The sequence below is a fragment of the Psychrobacillus sp. FSL K6-1415 genome, from assembly GCF_038003185.1.
Classification (GTDB): Bacteria; Bacillota; Bacilli; order Bacillales_A; family Planococcaceae; genus Psychrobacillus; species Psychrobacillus psychrodurans.
In genome coordinates, this window is sequence record NZ_JBBOOQ010000001.1 from 59,555 (window position 1) to 72,257 (window position 12,703).

The following is a 12,703-nucleotide window of genomic DNA, read 5'->3' on the forward strand; positions in this document are numbered from 1 at the left end:
GGGGTACACAGATGGAACCTTTAAGTAATTTATTGATTGAAGATACACAAATACAAAAGCTAGTAAAAGAGTTAGAGAGTGGTAGAGACCAACAGCTAATAACAGGTCTTACTTCTAGTGCTAGAGCAGTTTTTACTAACATGTTATATAGAACACGGGAGAAAGCTATACTGATCGTAACGCCTAACCTCCTTCATGCTCAAAAACTGACTGAGGATTTAGTAAAACTAATTGGTGAGGACCTTGTGCGATTATATCCAGCGGATGAGCTAATTGCAGCTGATATATCTATTACTAGTCCTGAACTTCGTGCACAAAGACTAGAAGCATTAGACCACATGTTAACACACGATAAGGGTGTTTATGTTGTTCCTATCGCTGGTCTTAAAAAGCATATGCCAACTAAGAAAGACTGGCAAGCTAGTAGCATGTCTATTACGGAAGGTGAAGAAATTAGTTTAGATTCCTTTTTACAAAGATTGGTGAATATGGGATATGTACGACAGCCGATGGTTACTGCTCCTGGAGAATTCGCTTTACGAGGCGGAATTATTGATATTTATCCATTATACCTAGAAAATCCTATTCGTATTGAATTGTTTGATACAGAGGTTGACTCCATTCGTACATTTTCTGCTGAAGATCAGCGCTCGTTAGAAAAGAGGAAAGATATACGAATCTTACCAGCCACCGAATACGTACTAACCGATGAAAAGAAAATTCTTCTAGCCCACAAGTTAGAAGAGGCACTAGCGGAGAGTTTGGAGAAAGTTAAAATTCCTGAAGTGAAAGATCTTTTCTATCAAAATATTCAACAAGATATTGAGTTGTTAAAGCAAGGTGAGCAACCAAAAGAATATATGAAGTATGTGTCTTTATTGGAAGAGAGTAATAGTTTTTTAGGAAACTATTTTAACGAAAATGGAATGGTTTTATTTGACGAGCTTGGCAGAGTTCAAGAAGTGACAGAGACACTAGAAAGAGAAGAAAATGATTGGATTCTTTCTTTATTAGAAGAAGGAAAAACTGTACACCGTGTAAAACCTTCTTTCAGTCTTAAAGAAATTATTCAGATGTTTTCTAACGAAAAGTTGTACTTTTCTTTGTTTTCTCGTACTTTTTCGGGAATTACGATTAAAAAGAATATTAGTTTTTCATGTAAACCAATGCAAAACTTCCATGGTCAAATGCATTTATTAAAAAATGAAATGGAGCGATTTACCCAAGGAAAGTTCCGCTTATTTATACTTGCAGATGGCAAAGAACGTATCCAAAAAATACACGCAGTGTTAGAAGATTACGAGATTACTTCGCAAATTGGTGCTACTGAGGGTGATATGAAATCACCTGGTATTTTTATCGTGGAGGGTGATCTAGAAGCCGGTTTTGAACTTCCATTACAACGAATTGCGGTTATTACCGATTCCGAACTTTTTAAACAAAAGCATAAGAAAAAAGCGAGAGCTCAAAAGGTAACGAATGCTGAGCGTATCAAAAGTTACTCCGAGATAAAACCTGGAGATAATGTTGTACATATACACCATGGTATTGGGAAATATATTGGAATTGAAACATTGCTTGTTAATGGTATTCATAAAGACTATCTTCATATCCGTTATCGTGGGGAGGATAAACTATTTGTTCCAGTAGATCAAATAGATCTTATTCAAAAGTATGTTGCATCTGGCGAAAAGGATCCAAAGCTTCATAAGCTGGGTGGTGCAGATTGGAAGAAGACCAAAACAAAGGTTTCAGCAGCAGTCCAAGACATTGCTGATGAGCTAATAAAGCTATATGCCAAACGAGAAGCAGAAGTTGGATATGCATTTGAACCAGATAGTGAAATGCAGCAGTCCTTTGAAGCGGCATTTCCATACGAGGAAACGGATGACCAACTTCGTACTATTCAAGAAGTGAAAAAAGATATGGAAAAAGCTCGACCGATGGATCGCCTTGTCTGCGGTGATGTAGGTTACGGTAAAACGGAGGTAGCAATACGAGCGGCATTTAAAGCTGTCATGGAAGGAAAACAGGTGGCTTTTCTATGTCCTACAACTATATTGGCACAACAACATTATGAAACAATGATAGAGCGCTTTCAAGATTTTCCGATTGAAATAGGTTTACTAAGCCGTTTCCGAAACAAAAAACAACAAAGTGAAACGATTAGTGGATTGAAAAAAGGATTAGTAGATGTTGTAGTAGGTACACATCGAATTCTCTCTAAAGATGTGGAGTATCACGATTTAGGTCTTCTTGTTGTAGATGAGGAACAACGATTTGGTGTAAAACATAAAGAACGGATTAAGCAACTGAAAACAAATGTAGATGTCATGACTTTAACTGCTACACCTATACCTCGTACATTACATATGTCGATGATTGGTGTACGTGACCTATCTGTCATTGAAACTCCCCCCAAAAATCGTTTTCCAGTTCAAACGTACGTGATGGAACAAAATGGTGCTCTAGTTCGAGAAGCGATTGAAAGGGAACTTGCACGTGGAGGACAGGCATTTTATCTGTATAATCGGGTAGAAGATATTACGAGAAAAGTGGACGAAATACAAATGTTAGTACCGACTGCTAGAGTAGGGTTTGCACATGGTCAAATGAGTGAAACGGAGCTAGAGTCCATTATTATCAGCTTTATAGAGGGAGAATACGATGTCTTAGTTACTACGACCATTATTGAAACAGGCATTGATATTCCGAATGTAAATACACTTATTATTCAAGATGCCGATAAAATGGGGCTATCACAATTGTATCAATTAAGAGGTCGTGTAGGCCGCTCCAATCGTGTTGCTTATGCTTATTTAATGCATCAACGAGATAAGGTATTGACAGATGTGGCAGAAAAAAGATTGCAGGCTGTTAAAGAATTTACAGAGCTTGGTTCTGGGTTTAAGATTGCTATGCGAGATTTGTCTATTCGGGGTGCTGGAAACTTGCTGGGTTCTCAACAACATGGATTTATAGACTCAGTAGGGTTTGATCTTTATACGCAAATGTTGGAGGATGCAATTGCGGAAAAACGTACTGGTATTAAAAAAGAGGATTTACCAGACATAGAAATAGCACTCTCTACTGATGCTTATATTTCTGATGAATATATCCCGGATGGTTATCAAAAGATTCAAATGTACAAACGAGTAAAAGCAATGGAAAAAGAAGAAGAGTACTTCGACCTCATAGATGAATTACAAGACCGATTTGGAGATATACCTCTCGAGGCAGAAACGTTACTACGTATTGCACGTATGAAAATTTGGGGTATAGCAGTTGGTGTAGAGTCTATTAAAGAAATAAATAAAATTATTTCAATTTCTTTAAATGCAGAGGGAACTAAGGCTATAGATGGAGCAAAACTGGTAGAAGAATCTATGAAATACGGACGTGCGGTTGGCTTTAATATGGACAATGGCAGTCTTGTACTGACTATAGATGAACGTAAAACAGGTAAATTCAATTCATTCGATGTATTAGAAGATATGGTTAGATTATTACCGGAAGCTAAAAAAGAAATAGCAGACGTCAAATAGCTCTTTGCATATTTTTTGGTAATATGATGCATACTATGGCAGAAATGAACTTTAATTTCCAATCTGTCGAAAGTGAGGCATATTACATGAAAGCAACAGGCATCGTACGTCGTATTGATGATTTAGGTAGAGTGGTAATTCCAAAAGAAATACGTCGAACCCTTCGTATCCGAGAAGGAGATCCATTGGAAATTTTTACGGATCGAGAAGGAGAAGTAATTTTAAAAAAATATTCACCTATTAGTGAGCTCGGAGATTTTGCGAAGGAATATGCGGATACTTTATATGAAACTTTAGGAACCCCTGTATTAATAAGTGATCGTGATGAAATGATTGCAGCAGCTGGGTTATCAAAGAAGGATTACTTGAATCGCAGACTAAGTCCAGATGTAGAAGACATTATTAGTAAGCGCTCTATTGTAATGGAGAAACATGAAAACTCGGTTGAATGGGTCCCTGGAGTAGTAGAAACAGTTAAATCTTATTGTATTGCACCCATTATTGCTTCGGGAGATCCAATAGGAGCTGTATTTATTATTTCAAAAGTACACTTTATTGGAGAATCTGAGCTAAAGTCAATTGAAACAGCTGCAAACTTTTTGGCAAAACAAATGGAAAGTTAAAAAAGTCTTCCTCTTCTACAAAAGAGGAAGACTTTTTTTGTTTTAGGTCCATTAAGTTAATTTAGAAATAATAAGTGAAAAGTAATTAAATAAAGAACTAGCAAGTATAGGTCGTTGGGAAATACTACTGATTTCCGTTTCAGTTGGACGCTTTCCGCGGGCAAGGCTTCAATCTCCTCGTCACTACGTTTCTGCGGGGCTTTCAGCTCGTGCTGTTCTCACCGGAGTCGCCACCTTTCACTACAATCAATGGAATGAGTAGAACCCAACAATTAGATTTAGCAAAGCCTATTGCTTAGATGATAATAATAAAATAGGTATTCGACTATTGAATTATAGATACTATTCTGTAATGGAGGAGGAAGAGAGATAGTTATTGTCTATCTAATAAAGTAGCGAAATAGCGAACGAAATTGCATCTTCGAGAGCTTACTCAATGAATTAGAATGTATCTTTTCTTTCATTATACAAAAATGTACTAAAGCAGTTCCTGTAGTTGTAGAAGGGCGACGCATAGACAATCGCCATAAAATTACCGCGAAAAGTAATATTGGTTATGACGTCAGTCATGACCAATATTTCTCTAAAATAATCGGTTATAGTATAGCAAAGGTCTGTCCAAAAGCACTTCGAAAACGCAAGAAACTGATTCATTTTGAACTAAAAAACTGGGTTTCTTTACACGGTTTATCTATTTTGATAAAAGCAAAGTACGCCTTTATCGCCATTCTTCCAACGCTCTTCGGTGCAAACATAGGCGCTTGCGCTTTTCTAGTAGTGTCCAGACTCCAGTCGCCAGTTGTTCGAGTCGCTTCAGGTTTTCAGAAAGGCAAAGTACGCCTTTCCCTGAAATCCTTCCAGCGCATTTCACAACTAAACGGGCGCCTTTCGCATTTCTTATAGTGTCTAGTCTCCAGCGCCTTGCACCTCGAGACGTTTCAGAATGTCGGATAAAGGCAAAGTACGCCTTTATCGCCATTCTTCCAACGCTTTTCGGTGCAAACATAGGCGCTTGCGCTTTTCTAGAGTATAATATTCCTATCGTATTATGGGAGTAGGATTGGTTATGGGTAATGACTGGAATATGAAAACTTATATGAAGGGTGCAGCTATGCTGACGATTGCGGCTATTATCGTCAAATTACTTAGTGCCGTTTACCGGGTGCCTTTTCAAAATTTAGTGGGGGATGAAGGGTTTTATATTTATCAACAAGTGTATCCGTTCATCGGCATTATCACTACTTGGACTTCATTTGGTTTCGCAGTAGCTTTGTCTAAAATTTTGTCGGACTATAAAGTACTTGGGAAAGACTACGCTATTCCAAGGGTAAAGAGGATAGCTTTTTATTATATTGGATTTATTTCTATTATATTTTTTATTTTATTGTTTATGGGAGCTGGGTTCCTTGCAAAAGCTATGGGTGATGCAAATCTTGCCCAGTTATTGAAAGCTGGATCCTACGTAATTTTACTGATGCCAATGCTTGCTGTGCTCAAGGGAGACTTTCAATCAGATGGGCGCATGCAACCGGTCGCTTATGCGCAAGTGGTGGAGCAGGCGGTTCGTGTTTTTGTCATTTTATTTGGTACGTGGCTTATCATTTCCAATAGTTTTGATTTATATAAAGCTGGAAGTATGGCTATGTACGGTGCAGTAGCAGGAGAACTTGCGGGTGTCATACTACTTTCCTCTATTTATTGGAAATCTTTGAAACGACCAAAGAAGGAAACGGTTAAAACAGATGATGTTCCAATTTGGACAATTGTAAAAAATTTAACACTTATTAGTATAAGTGCTAGTATCAGTGCATTACTATTCTTACTGTTTCAGCTGGTCGATTCGTTTACGGTTTTTCAGACTCTTGTAGAAAGTGGAATGGATAAACATCAGGCAATGGAGAAAAAAGGAGTCTATGATAGAGGGCAACCGCTTGTGCAATTAGGGATCGTCATAGCCTCTACACTTTCCTTAGCTATCGTTCCATTAGTAGCACATCGGATGGGAAAAGGTTCGGGTAGAACGGCAGTCCCATTCATGCAACTAACGTATCGCGTAGCTTTTACGTTTGGAGTTGCTGCAGCGATGGGGCTAATTGTTGTACTCCCATACGTCAATGAGATGCTATTTCAAACAAAAGAGGAATCTACGACTTTAATGGTTTTTTCTTTTCAAATTGTATGGATGTCTTTAATCCTTACTTTAATGGCTATGCTACAGGGTAGTGGAATGGTAAAGATTCCTACACTTTTCTTGTTGCTCGGGGTCTTGAGTAAGTGGCTATTAAATAGCATACTAGTTCCTACGTATGGAGTATTAGGAGCAGCTATCTCAGGGAATATTAGTTTAGCGATTATCTATGTGTTAATGTGTTATTATTTTAAAAAGACTTGGAATATCCAATTTGCTCCAGCAGTTTTCTATAAAGGAATTTTAAAAGCATCTATTTTGATGATAGTGTGTGTGGTAGCTTATATAATATTAGGAGATGCTGTATTATTTGATAATCTCTCTAGTAGAATTCAATCGATTGTAATTTCGCTAACTGCAGTTATGCTCGGTGCCACAGTTTTTTTAGTAAACATAGCAAAAAAACGTGTGATAGCAGAAAAAGAGTGGTTTTTATTGCCATTTGGCAGAAGGATGGCTACTTTTCAGCTTTGGTTAAATAAAGAAAAGTAAGGTTGTGAGTAAAATGAATGAAATTACGATAATTGGCCTTGGAGCAAGTGATTTAGAACAGTTGCTATTAGGTATATATAAAAAGTTAAAGTCCGCCCAATATTTATATGTTCGAACGGAGCAACACCCAGTTTTGGAGGAATTAAGAGCAGAAGGCCTATCCTTTACAAGTTTCGATGCTATATATGAAAAAAATGACCAGTTCGAAGGTGTCTATGAAGAGATTGTACGCCAACTTCTAGAGTTAGCAAAGGAGCATTCAATTATATACGCTGTACCTGGTCATCCGTTAGTTGCCGAACAAACAGTCCAGCTTTTAATAGAAGCAGAAAAACAAGAGAAGGTTAAAATTCGTATAGAAGGTGGCCAAAGTTTTCTAGACCCCATTTTTGGTGCTTTGCGAATTGACCCAATTGAAGGTTTTCAATTACTTGACGGTACTAGCTTCAAGCGTGATGAAGTTCAAATGAATGCACATGTGCTTATTGGACAGGTATATGACGCATTTAGTGCATCTGAAGTAAAGCTGACACTAATGGAAAAATATCCTGATGATTATGTAGTAACGATTGTCACTGCTGCAGGATCTACTGCCGAAAGTTTAACGAAAGTTCCATTATTTGAATTGGACCGAGTGATGAAGTTAGATAATTTAACTACCTTATATGTTCCTCCAATTCATGAAAAAGAAAATCGCTTAAAAGAGTGGCAAACTCTTCGTCAAATTGTAGCAGAACTGCGTGGTCCTAACGGGTGTCCTTGGGATAAGGAACAAACACATACAACTTTAAAGAAGTATGCCGTAGAAGAGGTGTATGAGCTTCTGCAAGCGATTGACGAGGAGGATGATGATCATATAGTAGAAGAGTTAGGCGACGTCCTGTTACAAGTATTTTTACATGCCCAAATAGGAGAAGATAACGGATACTTTAGTATGGAGGATGTATTGAACTCTATTGCAGACAAGATGATTCGTAGGCACCCTCATGTATTTGGTAATGTAAAAGCAGATAACACAGAGGATGTTCTGCGTAATTGGCAACAAATAAAATCCGAAGAAAATAGAAACTCTGCGGATTCATTGTTAGAAGGGGAAATGCGAACTGATTCATCCTTACTTACTTCTTTTAATTATCAAAAAAAAGTTGCGAAGGTAGGTTTTGATTGGCCTGATGTTTCTGGTGCTTGGGAAAAGTTCGAGGAAGAATTGGACGAATGGAAGATAGAATTAGCAGAGGGTACGAAGGACTCTCAAGTAGATGAATTAGGTGATGTGTTATTCACAATTGTAAATTTAGCTCGTTTTTATAGTTTATCTCCAGAGCAAGCTATGATTCAGGCTAATAAGAAGTTTAAAAGCAGATTCCAATTTATAGAACAGAGTGTAAAGAACGGAAAAGGCGACTTTTCCTATTATACCTTAGAAGAGCTAGACCAATATTGGAAAGATGCAAAAAAATTAGAGGGGTAGTGAGCAAAAATGAGATTAGACAAATATTTAAAGGTTTCCAGACTTATAAAGCGTAGAACATTAGCAAAAGAAGTGGCGGACCAAGGTAGAATAACAATTAATGGAAAAGTAGCAAAAGCGAGCTCAGATGTGAAAGCCGGAGATGAATTGTCAATTAGGTTCGGACAAAAAGTGGTAACTGCAACGGTTGATGCGGTTAGAGACTCTGCAAAAAAAGAAGAAGCTTCATTGATGTTTACGATTATAAAAGAAGAGAGATTAGAAAAAGTAGATCCAGAATTTATTGATGATGAAGATTAATAAGAAAAACACTCTAGCTCCTTTAAGGTCAAAACTTGTTTCTAATGTTTTCGAAGTGCTTTGGACAAACGTTTTGCTATATGATTACCGAGTGAATTTTTAGTGATATTGGTTGTGACGTCCGTCACATCCAATATCACTTTTTTTCGGTAATCTTATGGCGTTTGCCTGTCCGTTGTCATCCTACAAAGCTAAAAAACAGGTTAGTGCATGTTTGGATAACTAGAGATAAGATACTTGCCTATTCATAGGGGAAGCTCACGAAGATGTAATTTCGTGAGTTACTTTGCTTCTTTATGAGGCAAATACTTACTGCTTCTCTTTTTTTCCACTAGTAAAAAGAAAGTCTGATTCCTTCATTCATCATGAAATAATCGCATTTCTAGGTCAACAATGATCGCAAATGGTTTTTCCCTACATTAACTTGGACTAATCTTATTATCTAAGTGATAAGCTATGCTATATCTTATAGTGGAGTATTACACACTGATTGATTGAGTGAAAGTTGGCGACTCCGGCGGGATAAGTGAAACAGATGAGCTATCACAACGACGCGTTAGTGAAGGTGATAGCTCATCTCACCCCTCGGAATGCTCCACCTGAAATGGAAATCAGAAGTATTTATATTCGGTAGAATTGATCCCTTAATTTCCAAGTGCAATGGAATCTTTAGTAATACCAAATAGAAATTAAATAGTTTCTTATAAAATTAGAAAAAAATCATGGTAGTTGTCATGCTTTTTTTTTATGCGCATACAATAAAGTAGGACAAGGAGAGGAGAGAGTATATATGCAATATCAAGCAGAAAACCAAACTATCACAATTCCATCGGGGGACCACTTGATTTCTCTTAGAAATCGTAAACGTATGGACCTGACATCTGTAAAATCTATTGAAAGATTCGATCAACAAGAATTTTATGTGAGAACTTCTCAAGGTATACTTCACATCAAGGGAGAAGACTTAAAAATTGTCCATCTGGATGTTGATAAAGGATTACTAACACTGGAAGGAATCGTTCGGGCGATGCAATATGATGAAGAGCAAAGTTTAGACGGCGCTAGAGGATTACTTCATAAATTATTCGGATGACACTCTCATTACAATTCTTTAGTCTGTTACTAATGGTCTTTAGTGGGATATTGGTAGGGGCAATAATCGAAGGGACGCGCTTTGTAACGGGAAGTTTCCCTAGGCGTTCCTACGTTTATAAATATCGTATTGTTCTTGAAATATTTGTTTGGATTGCACTTGGACTATGTTCTTTTTTTGTACTTTTTGAAGTACGAGATGGCGTATGGAGAATTTATGATCCGCTTGCACAAATTGTAGGTATTCTCTTATACGATCAATTATTTCAACCAGTGTTTCGTCTAATTGGTAGAATCTTTTTACGCCTAATCATCCAACCAATTTGGTGGATAATTTGTTTCATCTGGTTAGTAGTTAATAAAACTTTTTTGCTTATATGGACGCTTATCTCATTTATTTTCAAACCATTTCATTTTTTATTTCAAAAAACGTGGCATTTGGCCCTTCAGAAAAAGCCAAACATGCGTTATAATAGAAAGTACACTAAAAAAATGAAATAGTTTGATAGGAGAGAGCAAAATGAGTGAGAAGCAAAGAAACGTACCTGTAAAGAAACAAATTGCATCGATTAATACTGATTATGTTCGCTCTATCGAACGCCAAGAAAATCGAAATAAAGCAAAAAAGGTTCGTTTAGCGAGAAGATTATTCATGTTTACAATTTTATCTGTTGCACTAGTTGGATTGTTAATATCTACCTTACTGAACAGTAAAAGTGCATATGAAGAAAAACAATTGCAAAAAGAACAAGTGGCTCAAGAGTTGGAGCAAGTGAAAGAAGAGCAAGAAATGCTTAAAGTGCAAATTTCAAAGTTGAACGACGATGAGTACATTGGCAAACTATTAAGAAAGCAGTATTTCCTTTCAGAGGAGGGTGAAATTATATTCACTTTACCTGGTAAAGAGGAAAAATAATTTTAAAAAACCAAAAGCAAAAGAGTAGTCTTATTGACACTCTTTTTTTGTTAGCTATAATAAGGGTAGGGATTTGTATGTAAAAAGCATATAAGTTCGAAAAAGAGTCGCTTAAATTTTAAGGAGGAGCATTTTTTTTATGTCAATTGAAGTAGGCAGCAAGGTAGAAGGTAAAGTAACAGGAATCACAAATTTCGGAGCATTCGTCGAACTACCAGGAGGCTCAACAGGTCTAGTTCACATTAGTGAAGTGGCGGACAATTATGTAAAAGATATTAATGAGCATCTGAAGGTTGGAGATGTTGTTGAAGTTAAGGTGATGAATGTTGAAGCGGATGGCAAAATCGGATTATCTATTCGAAAAGCAAAGCCTCAAGCGGAAAGACCAGAGAGACCCGAACGTCCTCAACGTCCACGTGGTGGCAATAATCGTCCAAATGATCGCGATCGTCCAATGAAAGAGAATTTTGAGCAAAAAATGACTAGATTCTTGAAGGATAGCGAAGATCGTTTGTCTACGTTAAAGCGCGCGACAGAATCTAAGCGCGGTGGCAGAGGCGCTAAAAGAGGATAATTTGCTGTCTGTTTTAAAAGTAGAAAAAATGTCATATAGATGAAAAGGTGTTTGGCTTTGCTAACACCTTTTTTTGTACACAAAATATGAGATTCAGCATATCCTTAAAGTAAGGTGAACTCTAGTATTTATATAAACATAAATCAATTTCATAACTAATTTGTTATGAGACTAACTCACATAGGTATTCTTTGATCTTTCAAGGAGGTTTTTAAGTTGGATGCAATTGATGTACTAACGAATAAAGAACATATAAAAGCATATTATCAACCAATTTTTAGTGCGGACGAACATATTGTTGTTGCTTATGAAGTTTTAGGAAAGCTTATTAATAAAGAAAAGCTTATTAATTTAAACACTTTAGCATATGATGAGGATATTCCAGTAGAGTATCGTGTTGAAATTGAACATAAAATACTTCGTTTAGCCCTTTCAGAGTTAATGGAAAAGACAAAAGACTACGATATATATTTACCATGCAACGCAAATTTACTCATACTAGATTATGGAGAGAGTTACTTCAATATTTTAAATGAGTATGTCTCAGAGGATTCACTTTCACGAATTGTACTTGTCCTTTCAGAACATGATTATAAAGGTGATTTTAGCCAACTTAGTAATATACTCAGATATTACCGTACATACGGTATGAAAATAGCTATAAATCAAGTAGGTTCTGAAAGTCATATAGATTATATAAAAATGTTGTCACCAAATATATTAAAAGTAAATATAGAAAAACTGACCTATGAATCGTGGAGTGCGCAAAATGACTTATTTGCTTCCTTAGGATCGCTGGCTCGTAAAATGGGAGCAAATATGTTGTTTGAAGGAATTGATAGTGTGCATCAACTTCAATTTGCATGGAAAAATGGAGGGCGATATTATCAAGGGAAGTATCTAGCGGATGCTCAGAGAGACATAATTTTAAAAGATTCGCTAAAAGATCATTTCAAAGAGAAGTGTCAACAATTTATTACGACAGAAAAGCGATTACTTGAAGAAAAATACAATGAATTGAAAAACCTGCAAAATATGTTAGAAAAAGCAGTTGAGCTTATAAATCCGAATAGCGAAAATGTAGCGCAATTATTATTACTTGCAGAAGAACTAGATGATTGTTCATTCCGAATATATATTTGTGATGAAGACGGATTCCAACTTTCTCCTAATATTATGCGTGTCGACAAAAAATGGGATGTGCAAGAAGATGCAGTCAATAAAAACTGGAGTTGGCGTCCATATTTTTTAAAAACTATTATAAAAATGCGTAATGACCAAAGTGGTGAGTTTTCGGACATGTATAGTGACATTGTTACGGGCGAAATGATGCGTACTTTCTCAATCCCTCTTAATAATAGTGAGTACTTGTTTATTGATATATCGTACGACTATTTGTTTAGACATAATATTTTTAGGTAGGCTTAGTCGCTTCCATAATTACTTGTCTCCTTTGAAAAATACGGATTGACTAAAGCGAAATTGAGCGTTGTACAGATTTC

10 protein-coding genes are annotated in these 12,703 nt (G+C 36.5%); all 10 read left to right on the forward strand.

Annotation, left to right across the window (positions count from 1 at the left end):
* Positions 1 to 11: 11 nt before the first annotated feature.
* The 10 genes from mfd (at position 12) to MKY60_RS00330 (ending at position 12,623) form a co-directional block, all read left to right on the forward strand.
* On the forward strand, positions 12 to 3,545 hold the full coding sequence (gene mfd, locus MKY60_RS00290; RefSeq protein WP_340928192.1) for a transcription-repair coupling factor: 3,534 nt from the start codon (positions 12 to 14) through the stop codon (positions 3,543 to 3,545).
* A gap of 86 nt (positions 3,546 to 3,631) precedes the next feature.
* Entirely contained in the window at positions 3,632 to 4,168 is a 537-nt protein-coding gene (gene spoVT, locus MKY60_RS00295) for a stage V sporulation protein T (protein WP_090570896.1), read from the forward strand.
* 1,066 nt (positions 4,169 to 5,234) lie between these two features.
* Complete coding sequence (locus tag MKY60_RS00300; protein WP_340928193.1) at positions 5,235 to 6,848, forward strand: putative polysaccharide biosynthesis protein; 1,614 nt, start codon at positions 5,235 to 5,237, stop codon at positions 6,846 to 6,848.
* A 13-nt stretch (positions 6,849 to 6,861) separates the two neighbouring features.
* Positions 6,862 to 8,319, forward strand: coding sequence for a nucleoside triphosphate pyrophosphohydrolase (mazG, locus tag MKY60_RS00305; RefSeq protein WP_340928195.1), 1,458 nt, complete (start codon positions 6,862 to 6,864; stop codon positions 8,317 to 8,319).
* Between the two features lie 9 nt (positions 8,320 to 8,328).
* Positions 8,329 to 8,619: an RNA-binding S4 domain-containing protein gene (locus MKY60_RS00310; RefSeq protein ID WP_090570816.1), complete on the forward strand. Its 291-nt coding sequence runs from the start codon at positions 8,329 to 8,331 to the stop codon at positions 8,617 to 8,619.
* A 790-nt stretch (positions 8,620 to 9,409) separates the two neighbouring features.
* Positions 9,410 to 9,712, forward strand: coding sequence for a sporulation protein YabP (yabP, locus tag MKY60_RS00315; RefSeq protein WP_090570820.1), 303 nt, complete (start codon positions 9,410 to 9,412; stop codon positions 9,710 to 9,712).
* Positions 9,709 to 10,212 (forward strand): spore cortex biosynthesis protein YabQ, encoded by a 504-nt coding sequence (yabQ, locus tag MKY60_RS21145; RefSeq protein WP_241600576.1) that lies wholly within the window; start codon positions 9,709 to 9,711, stop codon positions 10,210 to 10,212. Before yabP ends, yabQ begins: the two co-directional genes overlap by 4 nt.
* A 19-nt stretch (positions 10,213 to 10,231) precedes the next feature.
* Positions 10,232 to 10,627, forward strand: a complete 396-nt coding sequence (locus MKY60_RS00320; RefSeq protein ID WP_090570827.1) for an FtsB family cell division protein — start codon at positions 10,232 to 10,234, stop codon at positions 10,625 to 10,627.
* A 139-nt stretch (positions 10,628 to 10,766) separates the two neighbouring features.
* Complete coding sequence (locus MKY60_RS00325; protein ID WP_093496479.1) at positions 10,767 to 11,201, forward strand: S1 domain-containing RNA-binding protein; 435 nt, start codon at positions 10,767 to 10,769, stop codon at positions 11,199 to 11,201.
* Positions 11,202 to 11,417: 216 nt separating this feature from the next.
* On the forward strand, positions 11,418 to 12,623 hold the full coding sequence (locus tag MKY60_RS00330) for an EAL domain-containing protein (protein ID WP_241600574.1): 1,206 nt from the start codon (positions 11,418 to 11,420) through the stop codon (positions 12,621 to 12,623).
* Positions 12,624 to 12,703 lie beyond the last annotated feature (80 nt).